A 21840-nucleotide genomic window follows, 5' to 3' on the forward strand; every position below is an offset into this window, starting at 1 on the left:
TGCCGGCGCGGCGCGCCCGGTGCCCGCGGCGAACCGGCTGGGCGGTGCGGCGGGCGGTTCGACATGGTTCGGCGACCCTCCCGATCCGCCGGATGCATGGCATGGCGCCTCTTTGCATCTGGCATACCATACACCATGGGCAAGACCTGTCAATCTGGTTCCCGGCCAGCTTTGGGACGTTTCAGGCCAGTTGCGGGGCGCCGGAACGCAAGGGGCCGGACACCCGAGTGCCCGGCCCCTTCATCGCGCTGGTGTCCCCTTACGACGGATCGTCAGGGGGGATCATCCGTTCAGTCGAAGATCCCTTCGCTGTGCTTCTCGACATAGTCGGCAAGCCCCAGCGTGTGGTCTCGGCAAAGCGCCTCGGCCCGGGTCACGTCGCGTGCCTCCAGCGCCTCGATGATGGCGAGGTGATCCTTGATGGATTGCGTCGCGCGGTCGCCACGGCCGATCGTCAATTGACGGATCCCGCGCACATGCATCAGGATGTTCTCGGTCATCTCGCGCAGCAGGTCCGAACCGGTCAGCTCGATGATCCGCTGGTGAAAGCGGATGTTCGCCACGGAATATTCCGACAGGTTGTCGGCGGGCCGGTGGCTTTCATGGAAGGTGTTGAACAATTCCCGCAGGCCGGCGATTGCCTCGTCGCTGGCATTCAGCGCCACCAGCCGCGCCGCCATCGCCTCCAGCGCGGCCCAGGCCTGGATCATCTCGATCACTTCACGCTTGGTCTTGCGCAGAACGATGATTCCCCGGCGCGGCACGGTCCGCACGAAGCCCTGCTGTTCCAGCATGGCGATCGCCTCGCGGATCGGGGTCCGGCTGACGGCCAGCTTTTCGGAAAGCTGGCGCTCGTCGAGCCACGTTTCCTCTTCCTTGCCGTAGATATCCATATTGATAATGGCATGGCGCAACGTCTCGTAGACCCGGGTCTTGAACGTCGGCTCGGGCGCGAAAGGCCGCAGGACGAGATCAGGCGTGGCCTGCTCGGCCACCGGCCACCTGTTGCGCGTCGGCGTGGGCACGTGGCAGTCTCCTCAAATGGCGCTGGCATTCCTCATGCCAATAGCGCATCCGGACGGCCTTTCCAAGGTTCCACGGCCCGTGGGCACGCGCGGCGAGGCTTTCGGCCCACGGTGTGGGCGATCCGGGCCGCCTTGCCCGAAATTGTCCCGGGGTCCGGACGGTCCGGATCCCGGGACAGACGGCGCCCACGGCCTGCAGGGAAGCTGCCGCGCGCGCCGGAGGGACTTCAGACCGCCTGTGCGGCGTGCATCTCTGCAATCTGGTCGGCCGAGTAGCCCAGCCCGGTCAGCACCTCGTCGGTATGCTCCCCGAGCAGCGGCGAGGCGGTGATTTCCACCGACAGACCCGAGAACTTGATCGGGCTGCCGACGGTCAGGTACTTGCCCAGCTTGGGATGCGGCACCTCGACGATGGAGCCGCTCTTGCGCAGAGACTCGTCCGCCGCGATCTCCTTCATGGACAGAACCGGGGCGCAGGGGATGTCGAACTTGCGCAGGATGTCGACCGCTTCGTACTTGGTCTTGTCCGAAAGCCATTCCTCGATCGTCGAGAAGATGTCGAAGATCTTGTCCTGGCGCGCCCGGGCGGTGGTGTATTCCGGGTCGGTCTTCCATTCGGGCTTGCCGATGGCGTCGCAGATCGGCTCCCACGCGTGGCCCTGGATGGTGAAGTAGATGTAGGCGTTCGGATCCGACTGCCAGCCCTTGCACTTCAGCACCCAGCCCGGCTGACCGCCGCCACCCGCGTTGCCGCCGCGCGGCACCACATCCGTGAATTCGCCGTGCGGATACTGCGGATATTCCTCGAGGTACCCCAGCGCATCGAGGCGCTGCTGATCGCGGAGCTTCACGCGGCACAGGTTCAGCACGCTGTCCTGCATCGACACCGCAACCCGCTGGCCCTCGCCCGTCTGGTTGCGCTGCACCAGCGCGGTCAGGATGCCGATGGCAAGGTGCATGCCGGTGTTGCTGTCACCCAGCGCCGCACCGGTCACCAGCGGCGGGCCATCCCAGAAACCGGTGGTCGACGCGGCGCCGCCCGCGCATTGCGCGACGTTCTCGTAGACCTTCAGATCCTGGTAGTGGTGGCCGTCCGAGAACCCCTTGACCGAGGCGACGATCATGCCCGGGTTCAGCTCGTGGATATGTTCCCAGCTGAAGCCCATCCGGTCCAGCGCGCCGGGGCCGAAGTTCTCAACCAGAACGTCGGATTCCTTGATCAGCTTGGTCAGAACCTCCTTGCCCGCCTCTGTCTTGGTGTTGAGCGTGAGCGAGCGCTTGTTGGAGTTCAGCATGGTGAAGTAGAGCGCGTCGGCATCCTCGACATGGCGCAGCTGGCTGCGGGTCACGTCACCCGCACCCGGGCGTTCGACCTTGATGACGTCGGCGCCGAACCAGGCCAACATCTGGGTGCAGGCAGGGCCCGCCTGCACATGCGTGAAGTCGATGATCTTGATGCCTTCTAGTGGTTTGCCCATCTCGGATTTCTCCCTCTCCTCAAAGTGAGCTCCGGGGCGCGGACCGTCCGGCCCCGGATGTCGTCAAATCTCGGCGCCTGCGGCCTGCGCCTCCTCCAGCTTCCGCAGCTTGTCCTTCAGCGCGCGCTCGGCGTGCCAGCGTTCGGTCTCGTCCCGGATCACGGCGACGATCTGCTCGGGCCGGCCCTCGGCGTCGAAAAGCAGCGACACCGTGAAGGCGATCGACAGCGTGTGTCCCTCGCGGTGCAGCGCCGGCACGCGGAGCAGCGTGTCGCCGTAGCGCGTCTCGCCCGTTTCCATGGTCACGCGGTAGCCGGCCCAATGGCGCGGGCGGAACCGCTCCGGCGTGATGAGGTCGAGCGTGTCCCCCAGCGCCTCATCCTCGGTGAAGCCGAAGAGCCGCGTCGCCGCCGCGTTCCACAGGACGATCCGGCCCTCGGCGTCGGAGACGACGATCGCGTCCGCCGCGCCGTCGACAAGTTGCCGGGTGTCCACAGTGCCGCTCATCGCCCGCGCTCTCCCTATGCGTGTGCTTTGTGTCTGGTGGCCCGGCGCTCCCCACGCCGTTTCGCTACCATCTCGCGTCTATGGCATCTGGCATGCCAGAGAATGGGATGTCAAGTTATTCGATCGCGCTCTCGGCGACGTGACGGATATACGTCTGCTCGACCCAGGCCGGTGTGGTCCTCGCGATGCCAGAAGCGCTGTGGCAATTGGTGCGAATCACCTTGCTTGACGGCATTCGCCCGATCGTACGGTTGTTTCCGCGCACGCGTAGGCGCGTGCACGGGCACCCAGGCGCGCGAGGCCAATAAAACTTGGGTTTCCGGCGCTTTGTCGTCCGATTTTTGCGCTGTTTTGCCACATTGAGAATTTCGATTACGCTGTGATTCGAGAGGAGGTCCAACGTCGGCAGTTGTTGTTTCGGACGAATGCGTTAGCGCCACCGGCCACCGCATTTCGACAGACTTCGCGAACGTCTGGATCCCTGCTTTGCTTGCCCGGTGCCGGGCCCGACAGGGAGGTCGGAGAAAGAAAAAATCGTTTACAACGCCTCTGGCATACCAAATACTTTACGCCAGCAGATCTGCCGCAACGCACCGGCACTCGGGAGGAGAGTCCAAATGTCTACAACCGCGCCGCGCGCGGCCGATAGGAAATCGGCCAACCGCTGGATGCAGCTGACCCTGGGGGTCATCTGCATGATCCTGATCGCCAACCTGCAATACGGCTGGACGTTGTTCGTCCATCCCATGGCCAAGGCCACCGGCTGGGACGTGGCCGCGATTCAGGTGGCCTTCAGCATCTTCGTCGCCCTCGAGACCTGGCTGACGCCGGTCGAGGGCTGGATCGCCGACACCCTTGGCCCCGATGTCGGCCCGCGGGTCGTGATTGGCGTCGGCGGGCTGTTCGTCGGCCTCGGCTGGATCGTCAATTCCTATGCCGGCTCGCTCGGCATGCTCTATTTCGGCGCCGTCCTCTCGGGGATCGGCGGCGGCGCGGTCTATGCGACCTGCGTCGGAAACGCCGTGAAATGGTTTCCCGACCGCCGCGGCCTTGCCGTCGGCCTGACCGCCGCCGGGTTCGGCGCGGGGTCCGTTCTCACGGTCATTCCGATCCGCATGATGATCGCCTCGGCGGGCTACGCCGATACGTTCTTCTGGTTTGGCCTGATCCAGGGCGCGATCATCGTGGCGCTGTCGTCGGTCATGCGCTTCCCGCATCCGGGCGAGGTACCGGAGGTCACCGCCAGCAAGATCCCGCAGAACAGCCTCAGCATGACTCCGAAGGAGATGCTGAAGACCCCGGTCTTCTGGCTGCTCTACCTCATGTTCGTGATGATCTCGGCCGGCGGGCTCATGGCGACGGCGCAGATCGCGCTGATCGCGACCAGCTACCATGTCGCCGATAGCGTGCTCCTGTTCGGCGCGCCGACCCTGACGGTCGTGCTGATCGTCGACGGGCTTGCAAACGGCGGGGCGAGGCCGCTCTTCGGCTGGATCTCGGACAAGCTGGGACGCGAAAACACGATGGCCGTCGCCTTCGGTCTTGGGGCGATCGCCTTCGGCCTGCTTGCCAATGTTGGCAGCAGCCCCTGGGCCTTCGTGATCTGCGCGGCGCTGATCTTCTTCACCTGGGGCGAGATCTTCAGCCTGTTCCCCTCGACCTGCACCGACAGCTTCGGCCAGGGCTACGCCACCACGAACGCCTGTTTCCTGTACACGGCCAAGGGGCTTTCGGCCTTCCTCGTGCCGCTGGCCAACGTGATCAAGACGGCGACGGGAAGCTGGCACATGGTCTTCGTGATCTCGGCGGCGATGTACGTGATCGTTGTGCTGCTTGCGCTCTTCGTGCTCAAGCCGATGCGCAAGTCGCTGATCGAGAACCGCAACAATCCGGCGGGCATGCCGCACGCCCACGCCGCCGCCGCGGCCGAATAAGCCGCCGCGACGAACCAGGGACGCCCCGGACGATTGTCCCGGGCGTCCTTTTGCTTTCCGGGCCTATGATCTCATTTTCCGTGGAACAGAGACGAAAAAGCCCCGCGGACGGACCACGGGGCTTTTCATTTGGACCACGGATCAAAGCGTCACTTCTTGTGGATCGGCTCCACGCAGAATGCACCGCCCTGGTAGACCGCGGCCGGATCGTCGCGGGCCGGCAGGGGCTCGGCCGCCTCGACCTCGGCGCGGAAGGCCTCGGCGCTGTCTTGCGGACGCCAGCCCAGCCAGCCGGCTTCGCCATTGTCCCACCAGCCGGCGGGGTTGTCAGAGGCGCCCCAGACGATCGGGCGGCCAAGGCGCGGCACCTCGAACATCCGGGTGATCAGCCGGGCAAGATCGTCGTAGGACAGCCAGGTCGACAGCATCCGCCGGTTCGCAGGCTTGGGAAAGCTCGACCCGATCCGCAGGATCAGCGTCTCCTGTCCGAACTTGTCGTGATACATCGAGGCCAGCGCCTCACCATAGCATTTCGACACGCCATAGAGACTGTCTGGCCGCATCGGGTCCGAGGCGGTCAGCCGCTTGTCCTGCGGATGGAACCCCACCGTGTGGTTCGAACTGGCAAACAGAATGCGAGGATGGCCATGGGTACGCGCCGCCTCGTAGAGGTTGTAGAGGCCGATGATGTTGCCGTTCAGGATCTCGTCGAACGGACGCTCGACCGAGACGCCGCCGAAATGGACGATGCCGTCACACCCGGCAACCATCTCGTGCACGGCGGCCGCGTCGGCCAGGTCGCAGGTGACGACCTCTTCGTTCGCGCCGGCCTCGCCCACCGGCGCGATGTCGGCAAGGCGCAGGGTGTCGGCAAGCGGCGCCAGCCGGGACCGCATCGCACGGCCCAAACCGCCTGCGGCGCCGGTGATCAGAAGTCGTTTCATCAGGGGTCCTTTCACAACAGGCTTGGCAGGAACATGGAGAAGGCGGGCACATAGGTGACCAGCATCAGCGCCACGAACATCGCCAGGTAGAAGGGCCAGATCGTCCGCACTGCCTGGTCGATGCGGATCTTGCCCACCGCACAGCCGACGAACAGGCACGCGCCCACCGGCGGGGTGCAGAGGCCGAGGCCCAGGTTCATCATCATGATCACGCCGAACTGGATCGGGTCCATCCCCAGATCGCGGACGACTGGCAGAAAGATCGGCGTGCAGATCAGGATCAGCGGCGCCATGTCCATGATCATGCCCAAGACCAGCAGGATCACGTTCAGCATCAGCAGGATGACGATCGGGTTCGACGAGATGTCGGTCAGCGAATTCGCCAACATGTCCGGCACCTGGTAGAGCGCCAGAAGATAGGCAAAGGCGTTGGCCGCGCCGACAAGGATCATCACCATCGAGGTGGTGCGCACCGCCGCCATGACGGCGTGACGGAACTTCTCCCACGTCAGTTCGCGGTAGACGACAAGTGTCACGACAAGGGCGTAGATCGCGCCGAAGGCCCCGCTTTCGGTCACGGTCATCACGCCCGACAGCACGCCGCCCACGATGATCACCGCGGTGAACAGGCCCGGCAGCGCGGCAATGAAGCTGATGCCCAGCGACTTGAAGCCCGGGAAGCTTTCGGCCGGATAGCCGCGTCGCACCGCGATCACATAGGCGGCGACGGCCAGGCACAGACACATCAGAACGCCCGGCAGGATGCCCGCAAAGAACAGCTTGGAGACGGAGACGCCCCCCGCCGCCACGGCGAACAGGATCATGTTGTGGCTGGGCGGAATGACGACGCCGGCGACCGAAGAGCTGACGGTGACGTTGACGGCATAGTCGGCCGCATAGCCCTCGCGCTTCATCACCGGGATCAGGATCGACCCCAGCGCCGAGGTATCGGCCACCGCCGATCCCGAGATTCCGCCGAACAGCATCGACGAGAACACGCCGACGACACCCAGCCCGCCGCGCATCCAGCCGACCGCGGCCGAGGACAGGCGCACGAGGCGATAGGCGATCCCGCCCTGCAGCATCAGCTCTCCCGCGAAGATGAAGAACGGTATCGCAAGCAGCGAATAGACCGATACCCCCGAGACCACGCGCTGAAAGGCGAGGAACATCGGCAGCCCCTCGTACCAGAATCCGCAGATGGCCGAGAGCGCCAGGGCAAAGGCCACCGGGATGCCGACGAAGAGGCCGCCGAAGAAGACGACGAAGAGAATTGCCAGACCCATGTCAGACCAGATCCTTGTGTCCCGCGGCCAGCGCGGCGAGGTGTTCGATCGAGAACAGCACCATCAGCACGCCGCAGATCGCGACCGGCAGATCGCGCCAGCCCTCGGCGATGCCCAGCATGGGGATGATGCGGTCGAGGCTGCTGACTGTCAGTTCCCAGCCGTACTAGGCCATGAGGCCGCCGAGAAAGATCATCGCCACGTGGGTCAGGTAGGTCAGCGGAACACTGGCGGGGGTGGGCAGCGCATCGCGCATGAAATCGGTCGACAGGTGCAGTTTCTGCCGCACGCCGACCCCGGCCCCGAGAAAGGTGATCCAGACCACGAGAAGCAGGGACACCTGCTCGACCCAGGTCGGGGTGTTGTTCAGGACGTAGCGGCCGAAGACCAGCCAGCCGAAGATCGCGATCAGCACGACCATCATCACGCCCGAGACGATCACGATCAGCGCGGTCACGCCGTCGAGCAGCCGGGAAACCGGCCCGAGGGTCGGATAAGGTTTCAGCATCTCACTCCCCGAAAATGAAAGTGCCCGGCCCCCTCCCCGGGGCCGGGCCAGGCGTTGCAGGCTTATTCCGTCGCCTGGATCTGCTCGATCACCTTCTTGAACTCGGGGTGTTCCGTCTCGAACTTGGCGTAGATCGGCTTCATCGCGTCCTGGAAGGCGGCCTTGTCCTTGACCGTGTTGACCTTCACACCCGACGCCTTGACCTGGGCCTCGCTCTTCTTCACGTCTTCGGCCCAAAGCTTGCGCTGGTCGTCGGCCGAGGCAATCGCGGCCTTCCTCACCTCGTCCTGCAGCGCCGGGTCAAGCTTGTCCCAGGCCTTCTTCGAGATGCACAGGCATTCCGGCAGGATCAGGTGGTCGTCGACCGAATAGTACTTGGCCACCTCGTAATGGTTCGAGCTGTCGTAGGACGGAAAGTTGTTCTCGGCCCCGTCGATGACGCCGGTCTTCAGCGCCTGGTACACCTCGCCATAGGCCATCGGCGTGGCGTTGCCTCCAAGCTGGGCGACCATCTGGACGTAGAGATCATTGTTCATCACCCGCAGCTTCAGGCCCTTCATGTCGGCGGGCGTCTCGATCGGGTGCTTGGTGTTGTAGAAGCTGCGCGAACCGCCATCGTACCACGACAGCACGACGATGCCCTTCTTCTCCATCGCGGCGGCAAATTCCTTGCCGATCGGGCCGTCCATGACGTGGTGCATCTGTTCCGGGCTCTTGAACAGATAGGGCAGCGACAGGACGTCGGTCATCGGCACCACCGGCCCCATGGGCCCGAGGTTGAAGTTGGCGAATTCCAGCGCGCCGGCGCGCAGCTGCTCGATCGCGTCGGACTGGTCGCCGAGGATGCCGCCGTTGTAGACCTTGAGGCTCAGCTTGCCGTCGGTCGCCTTGTCGACATCGGTCGCGAACTTCTCGATCGCGGTGGTGTTCGGGTACCCCTTGGGGTGAATGTTCCAGCCGCGCCAGGTATCGGCGTGCACCGGGGCGGTCAGCGCCACCGCGGCGACCGCCGCCGCCATGGCAGCACGGATCGGTGTCATGAACTGCATGTTTCTCCTCCCTGGGCTGATGCGCCCCTCATCAATCGCAAACGAAGTCATCCTATCAATCGGCTAAATTCTGTCAACCTGTATTATAAGTTGTCCAGAGTTCCTTGACAGCCCCCCGCGCGAGACCCATCCTCGCCGCGGCAACAACGGAGCTTTCCTTGACCGACGCGCCCCCGACAGACAGCCCAGAAACCAGCCGCACGCGCCGCCGCGCCACCCGCACGCTTGTCGAGACGGTGCGCGAGGGGCTGCGCACCGAGATCCTGTCTGGGAAGGTGAAGCCTGGCGACAAGATTGCAAGCGAGGCGCAGCTGACAGAGCGCTTCGGCGTCAGCCGGACAGTGGTGCGCGAGGCCATCGCCTCGCTCCGTGCCGACGGCCTAGTCGAGGCGCGGCAGGGGGCGGGCGTCTTCGTGCTCAGCTTCGCGCCGCCCTCGTCTCAGCCGTTCGAGAACCTCGACGTCGAGAAGATTTCCCATATGATAGAGATGCTTGAGCTTCGCTCGGCAGTGGAGATCGAGGCCGCGGCCCTTGCCGCCGCGCGCCGCTCGGCGGCACAGGAAGAGGAAATCATGCAGCGCCTTCTGACGGTCGAGGCGCTGACAGCCGAGGGTCGGCCAGCGGTTCAGGCGGATCTTGAACTGCACCTCGCCATTGCCGACGCGACGAACAACCGGCGTTTTCGCGACTTTCTTCAGATGCTGGGGCGCAACATGATCCCGCGAACCGCGGTGCAGCAGACCGAGGGCGAAGCCGCCCCACCGGCATATATGGCGCAGATCTCAGCCGAGCACCGGGCGATCTTCGATGCGATCGCGGCGCGGGACGAAGACGGCGCGCGCGAGGCGATGCGGACCCATCTGAAGGGCAGCCTGCAGCGCTATCGTGCCCTCCTCCGGCGCAGCGAGAGCGGCTCTCATCCCTAAGTTATCATACAAGTTGTTGACAAGACATGGCGGCTGGCGATAAGTCTGGCGCAAGCCGCACGCCGCGGCGCGTACCCTGCGATGTCAGCACCAGAGGATGTCATGACCCCCCAAGATCTCAAGAAGACGCTCGCTTCCGGGCTCCTGTCGTTTCCGGTGACGCCGTTCGGCGCCGACGGCGCCTTCGCGCCCGAGCCGTATCAGAAGCACGTCTCCTGGCTGTCTGGGTTCGACGCGGCGGGCCTCTTCGCCGCGGGCGGCACCGGGGAGTTCTTCTCGCTTGCGCCGGACGAGATCCCAACCATCGTCGCCGCCGCCAAGGAAGCCGCGGGCGATACGCCGATCATCTCGGGCTGCGGTTACGGCACCGAGATGGCCGTTTCCATCGCGAAGGCCGCCGAAAAAGCCGGCGCCGACGGGATCCTGCTTCTGCCGCACTACCTGATCGACGCGCCGCAAGAGGGCCTGTTCGATCACGTGAAGAAGGTCTGCGACGCGATCGGCATCGGCGTGATGATCTACAACCGCGACAATTGCATCTTCCAGGCCGATACCGTCGCGCGGCTGGCCGAGGCCTGCCCGAACCTGGTGGGCTTCAAGGACGGGTCCGGCGACATCGGCCTGGTTCGGCAGGTCACTGCGACACTGGGCGACCGGCTGACCTATCTCGGCGGCATGCCCACGGCGGAGCTGTTCGCCGAGGCGTATCTGGGCGCCGGCTTCACCACCTATTCGTCCGCAGTGTTCAACTTCGTCCCGGGGCTGGCGGTGGAGTTCTACAAGGAACTGCGCGCCGGCAACCGCGCCCGGTGCGAGCAGATCTTGCGTGATTTCTTCTATCCGTTCATGCAGATTCGCAATCGCCGCAAGGGCTATGCCGTCTCGGCGATCAAGGCCGGCGTGCGCATGGCGGGCTTCGACGTCGGTCCGGTCCGTCCGCCGCTGTCGGATCTGACCGCCGAGGAGGACGCGATGATGAAGGCCCTGATGGAGCGCGCCGGCAAATGAAGATCGCCCGGGTTCGCACGCATCTTCTGGAGCACCGGCTCGAGGTGCCGTTCGAGAGCGCCTCGATGCGGTTCGACCGGCGCCAGCATCTGCTGGTCGAGATCGAGTGCGACGACGGCACCACGGGCTGGGGCGAATGCCTCGGCCCGGCCCGGCCCAACGCGGCGGTGGTCGCCGCCTATGCCGGGTGGCTGGTGGGACAAAACCCGCTGGAAACCGAAAAGCTGTGGGCCACGCTTTACAACGCGCTGCGCGACCAGGGGCAGCGCGGCCTGACGATCACCGCCCTGTCGGGGATCGACGTGGCGCTGTGGGACATCAAGGGAAAGCATTTCGGCGTTCCCGTCTCCACCCTTCTGGGCGGGCGCTGGCGCGAATCCGTGCGGGCCTATGCCACAGGCTCCTTCAAGCGCGATGGCGTCGACCGGGTCGAGGACAACGCGGCCGAGATGGCGGGGCACCACGCGGCTGGCTTCCATGCCGGCAAGATCAAGATCGGCTTCGGGGTGGAGGAAGACCTGCGCGTCATCCGGGCCGTGCGCGAGGCGATCGGCCCCGACATGCGACTGATGATCGACGCGAACCACGGCTATAACCTGTCTGAGGCGCTGAGCCTCGGCCATCGTGCCGCCGAATACGGCATCGACTGGTTCGAGGAGCCGGTGATCCCCGAAGCGCTGTCCTCCTACCGCGCGGTGCGTGCGGGCCAGCCGATCCCCGTCGCGAGCGGTGAGACGTGGCAGGGCCGCTGGGCGATGAAGGAGCCGCTGGAGACGCGCTGCATCGACATCGTGCAGCCCGACCTCTGCGGCACCGGCGGATTTACCGAGATGAAGCGGATCATGGACATGGCGGTGCTGTCGGGCGTGCGCCTGGTGCCGCATGTCTGGGGTACGGCGGTGCAGATCGCCGCCTCGCTGCAGTTCATGGCGGCGCAGATCCCCGATCCGGTACGGGTGAACCCGGTGGCGCCGATCCTTGAGTTCGACCGCACCCACAACCCCTTCCGTCAGGCCATCGTGACCCGCCCGATCGAGCATGAGAACGGTGTCGTCTCGATCCCGGACGGCCCCGGCCTCGGGATCGAGATCGACCGCGCCGCGCTGGCCGAGTTCGCCCCCAGGGACTGACCCCCGCCATACGCCTGCCATACGGAGGACTGCATGGAACGCAGCTATACCGGCACCCCGCCCGCCATCCGCCTGCCGCAGGGGGCCGTCGACACGCAGATGCATCTTTACATGGAGGGCTATCCCGCCGCGCCGGGCAGCATCGGCCTGCCGCCCGCGCCGCTGCCGGTCTGGGAAGATTACCGCAAGGTCATGGACTGGCTGGGTATTTCACGCTTTATCATCACCCAGGGCAATGCGCATCTCGGGGACAATGCCAACCTTCTGGCCTGCCTTGACCAGACGCGCGACCATGCCCGCGGCGTCGCCGTGATCGACGGGACCGAGGACGCGACCGAGCTTTCCCGGCTGGACGACGGCGGGGTGATCGGCGCCCGGATCATGGATCTTCCGGGCGGTGCGGTCGGCTTGCCGGCGCTGAAAGCGGTCGATGCGCGGACACGCGACATGGGGTGGATGATGGCCGTGCAGTTCGACGGTTCGGACATCCTCGACCACGAGGCGCGGCTCGGGGCGATCGGCAGCCGCTGGGTGCTGGATCACCATGGAAAGTTCTTCCGCGGCGCCACCCCCGACGGGCCGGAGATGGCGGCGGTGAAACGCCTGATCGACCGCGGCAACGTCTGGTACAAGATCGCGGGATGTTACGAGTCGAGCCTCTCAGGCGGCCCGGATTATGCCGACGTGGCCGCGATGACCCGTGTGATCGCTGCCCATGCGCCAGATCGCATCGTCTGGGGCACGAACTGGCCGCACAATCTGGCCAAGACCGCGGCCGATTATCCCGACGACGCACAACTTCTCGATGCCACCCTCGGCTGGCTGCCCGAGGAAGGGCGCCAACGCGCACTTGTCGACAACGCCGAGGCACTGTTCGGCGGACGTCTTCCCCCGCGCTGACCTTCCTCGCCAACACTGCTTCCACGCCCATGGCCGCCCGGCGACATCGCCTTGGAAAGGGGCTGTTTCAGCTCAAACAGTGACGAATCCAGCCCGCTTCGGCAGGCGTTTTCCTGTTCGGCGGCGGCGCCCGCTTGTTGCGAAGGACGAAGTTCCAGTTGAACGCGGGCAGCCGAGGTGGCCCGCCCGCATATTATCTCGCGACCCGATCACCTCCGAGGCAATCATAGATAGGCGTCAACAGCTTCTCCGCCGGGCGGAAACGGGCCTCCGGCCCGGCGCAGGGGCGGTGCGCCTACCCACAACTCAACGTGCTGGTCGCAGCCCGCCTGCGCCACAGCCGTATGGCATAAGCCAGCGGCTGACCGCTCGGCGAAGCCCCCGGTGAACCCGTTTGGCGTGGCCCCAACTATTTGTGAAGCTGCTTCAGGTAGCTCACGATCGCATTGGCCTGTTGTTTCGACAGCGTGCCCTGCCATCTGGGCATTGCCTGATCAAGCGCTTCGCCATCCTCATCGACTCCGCTCAGGATCGCGCGAAGAAGAAGCCGGTCGTCATGACGATACATCACCTCCAGCGCCGGCGCTCTGAGATCGGCCGACGTGGCTTCACCGATCTTAAGCCCGCCCGCGCCGCTCGCGCGATGGCAACTCGAACAATCGCCGATATAGAGTTGCTTGCCGGATGCGGATCCTCCGGGCGACGTGCGGTCACGGCCCATCATCATCGTGCCGCCGCCCATCATTTGACCATGGTAGCCGGGCTGGTCCATGTGGCCCATCTGGGCGGACGCCACTGAGCCGTCGAACGTCGTGCCCATGGCCACCAGGCCAAGAAGCACAAGGGCCGCACGCCGGCGATCGGTTGATCTGAGCATTGGGATACTCCTCCCTCAAAGAGGTGTAACTTTAAGACACCTTTCGAACTGCGCCTTGCGCTACGTCAATTCACGCCTTGCCGCGCCGAAGATCAGAGCAGGCGGCAGCGTCGCGGATGCCCTGGCCGGGAGGTCCTGGACATCAGGCGCAAACAGGCCATCGGCTGAACGCCACCTGGCGAACGCGATCTCTGGCCAAGAGACGGGGCTGTGGGACGACTTGAAGCTAACCTGAGGAGATCGACCAGGACGTGCGGGCTACGCGCCGCCAGTGCCTGATGCGTGCATGAAGGTGAATATCCGGCTGGATGCCCTAAACCCGCGAGATTGCCAACAATCAGATATTGTCAGGCAATCCCGCGGTTTAGTGGTGCCGGTGAAGGGACTCGAACCCCCGACCCCATCATTACGAATGCGGAGGGCTAGAGCCTATCTGCATTGAAAACTAAGCGTTTTCTCGTTTGCTTGTCCGCCGTTGCAAGGATGTTGCAAGGATGAGTCAGATCAACGGGCCGGTCCCAGTCGCCTGACCGCGCGCCTTGCGCTCGCGTTCTTCCAGAACCTCGCGCCACATCTCATAGGTCGATGCCACCATCTGCTCCAACTCCTCGCGTGAGTAAAGCTCAACTCCCTCGTCATTGTGTAGCCTGACAGCACGCCGGTCATTGGCAGCATCGGCAAACTGCAAGATGGTCAGCCGCACATTGGCGAAGTCTTCGTCAACGGCTCGGATTCGCTCGTGCATCATTGAGAACGCAAACCGGCGGCCCTCGGCGCCCAAGCCTCTTGTGCTGCGGGGCTCGATAAACAGCGCACTAGCTTGCTCGTCAATGGCGAGGATCATAGGCAGCCAGAGAGTGACCTTCCGCCCCATCCCCATTGAAAGCGGGAAAAACTCATGGCGCCGCCCAAAGACCCGACCGGACGTCGCGAAGTCGTGCAGCCCCAGGGCAACGCGCCGATTATAGGTGAACTCCTCTTCAGACCTACTACGCCTCCGCAGTTCGGTCTCAATAACGGCCCAGGGGGTTGGCGCGGCTACACCCAGGTCCAACTCAGGCTGGATGTTGAATATGTCGGAGAAACAGGTGCGCACCGGCTTGTAGGAGAAGGTCGAAAAACCGCCCTTCATCTGCTCCAAGCTCTTGCGCTTCATATCATCGCGTTGCGGTGCGATGCGCGCGAGGTCAATGTCAGGCAAAGGGCGTATCGTCACTGGGCGGTTCTCCGGCACGAGGATTAGCGCCGACCGACACCTTGTGGTGCTGGAATCGGTCGATAATCACATTATCCGGTATTCGCATCCCAAAAGCAACGCTTGTTCTTGATTTGTCCACCACCACATCCCACGGTGAACCTTTCGCGTGCGAAAGATCTACGAGACGGCCAGGTGACATCTTGCCGTAGCGCCAGACGACCTCGGCTATCAGTTCGCGCACTTCAGGGTCGGTCGGCGTCACAAGTTCGCGCGCCTGGCCCGTCAGGGGGTCGCGGCCAGCCGCCCGCATGGTGATCACGTTCGAGCCGGACGCTTTGAAGGCGCGGTAGACCGCGGGGTGAACAGGACCGTACTGCCACGCCTCGAAGTACCCCGAAACGAGCGGTCCGTTGCCCCTTTTCAGGTGGATGCCATGCGCGAAGTAGAGCAACTTCTGCAGCGCGAGATTCGTGATTCTGATCTCCGCACCATAGCGCGGGTTGGCAGCCTCATCGAGCATGAGGTTAGCGACTGCCCTTGGATCATACGCTCCCATCGCCTTGTGCCTGCCGACTTCGTGTTCTACTTTTGTTCACTATCATGCCTCACCGCGGGGTGATTTGGCAATGATGAAGGCTGATGGTGCCGCAGAAGGGACTCGAACCCCCGACCCCAACATTACGAATGTCGTGCTCTACCAGCTGAGCTACTGCGGCGTACCGATGGTGCGTTTAAACGACCCAGCGGTCTCGCGCAAGCCATGTCAGAACGGGACTTCATCTTCATCGCCGGAGTACCAGCCGGTGACAAACCATTTGCCCTTCTTCTGGTTCGCAGGCTTCGTCAATGTCTGAAGGTTCCAAGGGACATGAAGGCCACAGACAACAGCTTGGCCATCAGGATTGTGGGGGTCATAGCCCTTCAGCGGGACGATGTGGTCCACCTCGAACTCCTCGCCCGTGAAGTTGGACCGCATCTCTGCCTCGCGGAAAATGTTCAAGATCGTCTGCCGGTCCTTATCGGTCAACCAGGGAGGTGCGGCAGGGCCAGCGCGACCTTCTGCCTTGCGCACGAGGATTTCCGAGCGATGAAAGAAGCGGTAGCGCCCGTGCCGGTCCAGATCTTCGGTCGAGATCCAGGTCTCGAGCTTTCCGTCTTCCCTGCGACGATTGATGAGATACGGCACTTATTGGCCTCCCTGACTGCCCACTGCGATGGTCGCCGTTGAGACAGGCCGCATTGTGTCGAGAAGATGGTCTTTGACGGGCTTCGGCGGGACCGAGTTCGCCCGTGACCTGCCGAGGCATCCCGAGAGACCCCGTTGACCCTCACGCCGACTTAGCGCGTCGTCTTTGGCCTTCTGCCTAATGGAGGAACCTTCCTCAACTCGGAGACAATTTCCAAACCGACGCCTTAGTGTTGCCCGATTGGGTGACTATCGCAATAGTTGTTTCGACGGCCTCGGTCGCCGTCTGAACTGATACGCGTCACGATTGGCATAGGAGCACCGATGAAGGCATTTCTCAAAGGGACGGCAATAGTCATTGGGCTGATGTTCTTAGCAGGACTTGCCCTAGCGATCTCCCCCCAGGTCGGTATTGCATTCGCCGCGACGCTGCTTGTCGTCCCATTTATCGCGTTGTTCAAACCGCTCCCGAAGTTTGGGCTGGGGCATCGTGGATTCAGTATCGCGGTGATGCTTCTGGTTGGCCTCCCTGCGCTATTGGCTGCGACCGCGAACGACCAAGAGGCCGGAAAACTGGCCTCTCTCAAGAAGACCGATCCGGCTGCCTATCTTGCCGAGTTGAAGGCGACCGACCAAACGAAGTATCTCGCGGAACTCGCAAAGATCGACCCAGCACGGCACAAAGCGGAACTCGCCCGGATCGCTCAGGACGAGGCTGCTCGCACGGCTGCTTTGAAAGCAAAGCAGGAGGCGCAGAAGGCGGCGGCCGACGCGAAGGTCGCGAAAGCTGCGAAGGCGAAGGTTGACCAATATGTCGAGCAACTTGACCGGGAACTCACCTCGCTCCCGAGCGTCCGCGCATCGAACTACACGAGCTCCATAGACAAGATCAACGAGGCCCTTATCCTCATCGGCGCATGGAACCTGCTCTACGAAAACGGTGCCGATTTGGACTTGGGGCCGGATGGGCAGCAGAAGCGCGAGCGCTTCAAGGCATTGCTGATCCGCAAGCAGGCTGAAATGTTCCCAGCACTCCGTGACGCCTACGGGCCGATCATGCGCAAGAAGCTGTGGATCGCGGATGGCAGCGCAAGGACAATCGGCGCGGGATACCGGACAGTCGAGTTCGTGTCAGGGACTTTCGCGCTGCACGCCAATATCCAGAAGATCGAAGAGCAAATGTATGATCAACTCATGATGTTGCGCTTTACTCGCTCCCAGTACAAATGGTTCGATCAGGCCTCGGAATACAGCTATTACGACTTGAAGCCGCCGAAAGACACGGACCTCGTTTCTTGGCAGTCAAACGGGAACTTCCGGCTGCTCGATTAGAACTGGTTGACCCGCCCACCTGACCGGCACTTATGAAAATTGCCTCCGCAACAATGCCGCAGGGGGCAATCATGATTTCCGAGAAGCTGACTGACCGTTTAAACGCAGATGCTATGCGCCGCATGGCTGGGAAGGTTCGGCAGGGGCGCCGACGCGCGCTGCTGACGATCTCGCGCTGCTGTGTCGTCGTGACGGACGACGGGCGCGAGACGCGCGAACTGATCTTCGACGAGCCACCGACCATAGGCCAGTTGACTGAGCGCGTGGGGCAAGACGTCTGGGTCTTATCGGTTCAGATGCGGCGCGTGCCGCGCACAGCGCGCCTCAGACGGGCGGTAGCCGCCGAGTAGGCGTGGACGTAGGGCGAGCGGGCAGACGCCGCCTGCTCGCCAAGCTCTGCGCGGCTCTAGTCCTATCCTGAAATTCTGGTTGGCATGTCACCAAGCTGGCGTCCATCGTCGACCAGGCGTTAGACCGGAGTGCCAGGATGGGGTGCATCTACCTTCTCACCAGCCCGAGCGGAAAGCAGTATGTCGGGCAGACAAGCAAGACGCTCGAAGAGCGGTGGAACGGGCATATGACTGACGCACGATTTGGCAGCCCATTCGCGCTGCACCGCGCCATCAGAAAATATGGGGCCGCTGCATTCACGCTTGAGGTGCTTCACGACGGCATAGACGACAAAACTGTGCTCGACGCTCTTGAGGTTCAGGAGATCAAAAACAACGGCACCCTTTCACCTCAGGGTTACAACATGACCGAGGGCGGTGGCGGCGGAAAAATGTCTCTGTTGGTAGCTGAGCGCCATCGAGCCAGTGTTAACGCAGAGGCCTGCCGCCGCGCGAAAAGTGATGCTGCGCGCCAGCTATGGCAGAATCCATTGCACCGGGCACGCCGACTTCAAAAGATGCGCGCGTTGGCAAGCGAGTTAGGCCATAATAGACCTTGGCTCAACAAGGTGCGCGAGGCAGCGAAGAGGCCAGAGCGGAATGCGCAAATCTCGAAGAAGCTGAGAGCGACCAAGGTGACGCGCGTGCCTTCACTCATCATTGAAGGTCAGATTTTCGGAAATGTCCGCCTGGCGCATGAGGCGCTGAAGATAGGGCGCGCAACGATCCAATGGCGCTGCAACAATCTGACTTCCCCACGGTTCAAGGCATGGCGTTATCTGCCGCACCACGGTGACCCAGAGTGTGACGCGGTCGAGGAGGTCTTCGCCATCATCCAATGGGCGGAAGAGAATCCAGGCCACAACAACCTGCCTGACTGGGCGCGAGAAATCGGCGCACAGGCCGCATAAACGCGTGTCCCGTTGCGCTACCCTGGGAGCCTCTTGATGGTAACAGAACTGAACTTGCGGACCGAGACCGTTGGTCAGCCGTAGTAGCCCGCGATCTTGCTGACGACCATCTTCTGCGGGGCGAGGTGGGTTTCGGCGATCAGTGCGAGGCAGAGCGCCGAGAAGCGGTCGGCATGGTGGCCGCGGCCACCGGCTTTTAGTGTCAGATTGCCTGACGAGGTTTCCGCGTATTCCACGGACTGCATCTCGGCGAGCAACGCGTCTCGCTCAGGCAGGTCATGGGCGATGCGGAGAGTGCCCGTCTCAAGGCAGGACGCCGCATTCTCGAACAGCAGAGCTTTGCTCACGCGCGCCGTATTCCCACGCCGGTCATATGCCGAACCCGCCGTGATCGTAACACCCAAGAGCGGTGAGACCTTTGCGGCCTGGAACATGGACAGGAGCGGCGCGCCCATGCCCGACATGTCAAAGGTCAGGTGCCAGTTCTTCAGCTTGAGCAGACGCGCGACGACCCAGTCAACAACGTCCGTCGCCTCGTCGAGCCTGGCCGCTTCGGTGTAGACCACGGTGTACTCCGGCGGGGTGAGAGCCTGTTGCCAGCCACGTCCCGTCATGAAAGGCCGAGACTCTGCCTTAACGATGCAGAGGGCAGATGGGTCTTCCCCACGCCCACCCACGTCGAGGCCGACAGCATATCGGCGAAAGCCGAGGCGTTGATGCCCAGCGCCTGCAGGATCAGCAGATGTGTGCAATGCCAAGGTGCCGTCGCCACGCTCGACCAGATCAGAAGACAAGTGCTTTCTCCTCATTGTGCATGGCACGTTGCAGTGTGTTCCAGGAAAGCAGGCTTTCGCCTGCACCCACCCACTCGACGAGGTGTTCACGGCGGAACGTCGCGTCAGACATGGTTCGCCGGTCAAACTCGACCTGACGTAGGCGATCAGGTCTTGCTGTGTCCATCGAGCGTGCCTTGATGCGGCGCACGTCGGCATCCGACTCCCAGGTCTCGTAGAAGTAACCGGACCTGGTGCCGTTCGGCGTCGAGATCAGGAAGACACGGCCATCGGGTTTTCGCATGGGGAAGAAGGCGGTCAGGGCCTCGTCAGGCTGGATGAAGCAGGCCTCGTCCGCCAGTATGGTGTCTGCCGTCTCGCCGCGTGCCTGATCGGTCGCGGGAAGAACGACGATACGGCCGCCATGGCGCGGGTGGGCCTCAAGTTCTGTCTGTGTCTGCCGCACGATGGGCGGACAGAAAGGGTCAGCCTGCTTGAACGCGAGAATGCGGCGGAACAAGGTCGTTGACTGCCGGAGTGATGGCGCGGTCAGCACGACGGTCTTTCCGCGCGCGAAGTCATCATATGCCAGGCAGCCGCACGTCGTGCTCTTGCCGCCCTGTCTGCCCGTCAGCACGAGTGTCATGCGGTCGGTCTCGCTCGCGGTAGGGTCCGTTCGAAGCACCTCCGTCTGCCAAGGGTCCGGCTCTCCAATGGTCATGCGGAACCGCTCGACTGGATCGAGGGACAGGGCAAGTCCGGCCAGGTATTCTCGGAGGTGTGGGTCGTGGATCATTCACAGATCGCCTTCGGCGGCGTGACGACCTGAAGGCGCTGCATCTCGGTCAGGAAGTCAGCCTTCGCGTCGGGATGGCGATCCAGGACGGTCAGAATGATGCGGCGAAGTTCCACGAACTGCGGCGACTCGTTCAGGTTCAAGCGGATGTCGATCTTGCGGTTCAGCTTTCCCTGAAGGTCCGCGAGAGCCATGAGTGCCTGCCGGAGCTCTTTCAGCGTGCCGAGCTGGATCATCCGGTCTTCGTCGCCGCGCGCATCAGCAAGCAGGGTCTTCAATTCATGGAGAACCCATTTCAGGTCTTTCTCAGTGTCATCACCGAGCTCATTGACGATCTCGGCGTTGCGCAGCGCGTTTTGGACCTTGGCGTCGTGGGCGGCCTTCGCGACTATTTCAAGCCGCTCCTCCTCTGTCACGGTCGCCATATACCGAGAGACCGAGGTGTCCGCGATGCCAAGCTCTTTGCTTACCTGCCACATAGATTTCCGCCCGAGCACAATATCGCGGACGATTTCGTCGCGCTTGCGCTCAGGCAGTTGAGCAATCTTTGATGGCCGCGTCCGACTCATTCGCCCGACACGATTTCCAGGCTGACGCCGAGCCGTTCAGCCTCGGCCTTTGCAGCGCGATACTTCTTCACGTCGAGGGCGTCCGCTCGGGAAAGACGCAGAGGCTTCACAGCAGCATCTGCGTCGAATCCGCTGCTGCGGGCCGCGCGCTCCTTGCGGACCTCGTCGTCCGCGATCTTCTGCTTCGCGAGTTTGTCCAGCAGTTCGTCGTTCTTCCTCAGCACGCCGCCGATTTGGACCTCGACGCTCTCGGAGATCTTCGGCAGAATCGCCTCGGCGATTTTGGGTACAAGTGCCTCGATCAAGGCAGCCGCCTGCGCTTGATTCTCGTCCGGCGTCTCGGGCTGGGTTTCGTCCGTCATGTCAGTCTCCTTGTGGATCGAAAATGAAAAGGCGGGCTGCACGCTGCCCGCCTTCCCATCGCCACAAGAAAGTCGAGGCCTAGCCCACGCGTTAACGTTCGGTCCTAACCGGCGACTTCCACAACCAGGGAAAGAAGGTCTTTCTCAGCGAAACAAGGTGTTAGTCGGTATTCGACCACATCGCGCTCGACCTTGCGCTCACGGATCAGCCGGTCGAGGTTCGTGCGAATTGTCGAGGTATCAACTTCGCCGTTGAGCGCCCACATGATCTGCCGGATCGTCTTTTGCCCGTCGCGCAGTGTGTCCAGGATTCGGTCGGGCAGAGGCGTGAGGTCATGATCGCTATCGGCCCGAATCCAGGTGACGCGATCAAGCCGCCGAACAATGCCCTTGGCTTTCAGCCTGTGAAGATGGGTCGCGACAGTTGCCGTGCTGCGGCAACCGATTCTGTCCGCGATCTGCCGGGCGGTAAATGGCGTGTAGGGAATGGCCTGGTCGACCTTCGACCCCGTTATGAACGGCTGTTCGGGTTTTTCTGGCGGCAGAGGCGCCAACTTGTCCGCGATTGCCGCGAGCATCGCTTGCTCGTCAATTCCGAGGGCATCCAGGAGGAACCGGCGGTGATCTGCCCACGAACCTTTCTGCTGCAAGAAGAATTCGTGGGCTTCCCAGCGGATCCTCTCATCGCTCGACGTGAGGTCTTCGACGGCGAGCGAGAGGACTGACATAAGCAGCCGGTATTCCGGCTGCAT

The 21840-nt window shown here is 63.2% G+C and carries 24 protein-coding genes and 1 tRNA gene; 8 read left to right on the forward strand and 17 right to left on the reverse strand.

Going from position 1 to position 21840, the window contains the following annotated elements; genetic code table 11:
* Positions 1-290: 290 nt before the first annotated feature.
* The 3 genes from CVV76_RS06705 to CVV76_RS06715 all read right to left on the reverse strand — a co-directional run bounded on the left by CVV76_RS06705 (position 291) and on the right by CVV76_RS06715 (position 3010).
* The gene (locus tag CVV76_RS06705) at positions 291-1025 is read right to left on the reverse strand and encodes a GntR family transcriptional regulator (protein WP_199178518.1); all 735 of its coding nucleotides are present in this window, start codon (positions 1023-1025) and stop codon (positions 291-293) included.
* A gap of 227 nt (positions 1026-1252) precedes the next feature.
* On the reverse strand, positions 1253-2503 hold the full coding sequence (frc, locus tag CVV76_RS06710) for a formyl-CoA transferase (protein WP_102223867.1): 1251 nt from the start codon (positions 2501-2503) through the stop codon (positions 1253-1255).
* A 63-nt stretch (positions 2504-2566) separates the two neighbouring features.
* Entirely contained in the window at positions 2567-3010 is a 444-nt protein-coding gene (locus CVV76_RS06715; RefSeq protein WP_102223868.1) for a PAS domain-containing protein, read from the reverse strand.
* 617 nt (positions 3011-3627) lie between these two features.
* Between CVV76_RS06715 and oxlT the strand changes: the two genes are divergently transcribed.
* A complete protein-coding gene (gene oxlT, locus CVV76_RS06720; protein ID WP_102223869.1) occupies positions 3628-4944 on the forward strand; it encodes an oxalate/formate MFS antiporter in 1317 nt (438 codons plus the stop codon).
* A gap of 149 nt (positions 4945-5093) precedes the next feature.
* On the opposite strand, the gene CVV76_RS06725 is transcribed toward oxlT, so the two are convergent.
* From CVV76_RS06725 to CVV76_RS06740, 4 genes are all read right to left on the reverse strand, one after another.
* Positions 5094-5888 carry an NAD-dependent epimerase/dehydratase family protein gene (locus tag CVV76_RS06725; protein WP_102223870.1) on the reverse strand — a complete coding sequence of 265 codons (795 nt, stop codon included), beginning with the start codon at positions 5886-5888 and terminating at the stop codon, positions 5094-5096.
* Positions 5889-5899: 11 nt separating this feature from the next.
* On the reverse strand, positions 5900-7174 hold the full coding sequence (locus CVV76_RS06730) for a TRAP transporter large permease (protein ID WP_102223871.1): 1275 nt from the start codon (positions 7172-7174) through the stop codon (positions 5900-5902).
* 166 nt (positions 7175-7340) lie between these two features.
* Positions 7341-7682 (reverse strand): TRAP transporter small permease, encoded by a 342-nt coding sequence (locus tag CVV76_RS06735; protein ID WP_199178519.1) that lies wholly within the window; start codon positions 7680-7682, stop codon positions 7341-7343.
* A 62-nt stretch (positions 7683-7744) separates the two neighbouring features.
* Complete coding sequence (locus CVV76_RS06740; RefSeq protein ID WP_102223872.1) at positions 7745-8731, reverse strand: TRAP transporter substrate-binding protein; 987 nt, start codon at positions 8729-8731, stop codon at positions 7745-7747.
* 158 nt (positions 8732-8889) lie between these two features.
* Here CVV76_RS06740 and CVV76_RS06745 point away from each other — a divergent pair, with 158 nt between their 5' ends.
* From CVV76_RS06745 to CVV76_RS06760, 4 genes are all read left to right on the forward strand, one after another.
* Positions 8890-9657, forward strand: a complete 768-nt coding sequence (locus tag CVV76_RS06745) for a FadR/GntR family transcriptional regulator (RefSeq protein ID WP_102223873.1) — start codon at positions 8890-8892, stop codon at positions 9655-9657.
* 102 nt (positions 9658-9759) lie between these two features.
* Positions 9760-10665 carry a 5-dehydro-4-deoxyglucarate dehydratase gene (gene kdgD / locus CVV76_RS06750; RefSeq protein ID WP_102223874.1) on the forward strand — a complete coding sequence of 302 codons (906 nt, stop codon included), beginning with the start codon at positions 9760-9762 and terminating at the stop codon, positions 10663-10665.
* Positions 10662-11795, forward strand: a complete 1134-nt coding sequence (locus CVV76_RS06755) for a mandelate racemase/muconate lactonizing enzyme family protein (RefSeq protein ID WP_102223875.1) — start codon at positions 10662-10664, stop codon at positions 11793-11795. The genes kdgD and CVV76_RS06755 overlap by 4 nt, the downstream gene beginning before the upstream one ends.
* 33 nt (positions 11796-11828) lie before the next feature.
* The gene (locus CVV76_RS06760) at positions 11829-12695 is read left to right on the forward strand and encodes an amidohydrolase family protein (protein ID WP_102223876.1); all 867 of its coding nucleotides are present in this window, start codon (positions 11829-11831) and stop codon (positions 12693-12695) included.
* A gap of 409 nt (positions 12696-13104) precedes the next feature.
* On the opposite strand, the gene CVV76_RS06765 is transcribed toward CVV76_RS06760, so the two are convergent.
* The 5 genes from CVV76_RS06765 to CVV76_RS06785 all read right to left on the reverse strand — a co-directional run bounded on the left by CVV76_RS06765 (position 13105) and on the right by CVV76_RS06785 (position 15956).
* Entirely contained in the window at positions 13105-13572 is a 468-nt protein-coding gene (locus CVV76_RS06765; RefSeq protein ID WP_199178520.1) for a c-type cytochrome, read from the reverse strand.
* Between the two features lie 499 nt (positions 13573-14071).
* Positions 14072-14773 carry a type VI toxin-antitoxin system SocB family DNA replication inhibitor toxin gene (gene socB, locus CVV76_RS06770; protein WP_233192753.1) on the reverse strand — a complete coding sequence of 234 codons (702 nt, stop codon included), beginning with the start codon at positions 14771-14773 and terminating at the stop codon, positions 14072-14074.
* Positions 14766-15290, reverse strand: a complete 525-nt coding sequence (gene socA, locus CVV76_RS06775) for a type VI toxin-antitoxin system SocA family antitoxin (RefSeq protein ID WP_233192754.1) — start codon at positions 15288-15290, stop codon at positions 14766-14768. The genes socB and socA overlap by 8 nt, the downstream gene beginning before the upstream one ends.
* A gap of 120 nt (positions 15291-15410) precedes the next feature.
* Positions 15411-15486 (reverse strand) — tRNA-Thr (locus CVV76_RS06780).
* Positions 15487-15533: 47 nt separating this feature from the next.
* Entirely contained in the window at positions 15534-15956 is a 423-nt protein-coding gene (locus CVV76_RS06785; protein ID WP_102223879.1) for an HNH endonuclease signature motif containing protein, read from the reverse strand.
* A gap of 324 nt (positions 15957-16280) precedes the next feature.
* Here CVV76_RS06785 and CVV76_RS06790 point away from each other — a divergent pair, with 324 nt between their 5' ends.
* The 3 genes from CVV76_RS06790 (at position 16281) to CVV76_RS06800 (ending at position 18588) form a co-directional block, all read left to right on the forward strand.
* Positions 16281-17288: a hypothetical protein gene (locus CVV76_RS06790; protein ID WP_102223880.1), complete on the forward strand. Its 1008-nt coding sequence runs from the start codon at positions 16281-16283 to the stop codon at positions 17286-17288.
* A 71-nt stretch (positions 17289-17359) separates the two neighbouring features.
* Positions 17360-17638: a hypothetical protein gene (locus CVV76_RS06795; protein ID WP_146010256.1), complete on the forward strand. Its 279-nt coding sequence runs from the start codon at positions 17360-17362 to the stop codon at positions 17636-17638.
* A 137-nt stretch (positions 17639-17775) separates the two neighbouring features.
* Positions 17776-18588: a GIY-YIG nuclease family protein gene (locus tag CVV76_RS06800; protein WP_102223882.1), complete on the forward strand. Its 813-nt coding sequence runs from the start codon at positions 17776-17778 to the stop codon at positions 18586-18588.
* Between the two features lie 74 nt (positions 18589-18662).
* Here CVV76_RS06800 and CVV76_RS06805 read toward each other — a convergent pair whose 3' ends face one another.
* The 5 genes from CVV76_RS06805 to CVV76_RS06825 form a co-directional block, all read right to left on the reverse strand.
* Entirely contained in the window at positions 18663-19382 is a 720-nt protein-coding gene (locus tag CVV76_RS06805) for a hypothetical protein (RefSeq protein ID WP_146010257.1), read from the reverse strand.
* Positions 19372-20157: a terminase large subunit domain-containing protein gene (locus CVV76_RS06810; protein ID WP_102223884.1), complete on the reverse strand. Its 786-nt coding sequence runs from the start codon at positions 20155-20157 to the stop codon at positions 19372-19374. Before CVV76_RS06810 ends, CVV76_RS06805 begins: the two co-directional genes overlap by 11 nt.
* Complete coding sequence (locus CVV76_RS06815) at positions 20154-20726, reverse strand: hypothetical protein (RefSeq protein ID WP_146010258.1); 573 nt, start codon at positions 20724-20726, stop codon at positions 20154-20156. Before CVV76_RS06815 ends, CVV76_RS06810 begins: the two co-directional genes overlap by 4 nt.
* Positions 20723-21088 carry a hypothetical protein gene (locus CVV76_RS06820; RefSeq protein ID WP_102223886.1) on the reverse strand — a complete coding sequence of 122 codons (366 nt, stop codon included), beginning with the start codon at positions 21086-21088 and terminating at the stop codon, positions 20723-20725. Before CVV76_RS06820 ends, CVV76_RS06815 begins: the two co-directional genes overlap by 4 nt.
* A gap of 104 nt (positions 21089-21192) precedes the next feature.
* Positions 21193-21840 carry a LexA family protein gene (locus CVV76_RS06825; protein ID WP_102223887.1) on the reverse strand — a complete coding sequence of 216 codons (648 nt, stop codon included), beginning with the start codon at positions 21838-21840 and terminating at the stop codon, positions 21193-21195.

The sequence above is a fragment of the Acidimangrovimonas sediminis genome, assembly GCF_002871005.1.
In the GTDB taxonomy this organism is placed as follows: domain Bacteria; phylum Pseudomonadota; class Alphaproteobacteria; order Rhodobacterales; family Rhodobacteraceae; genus Acidimangrovimonas; species Acidimangrovimonas sediminis.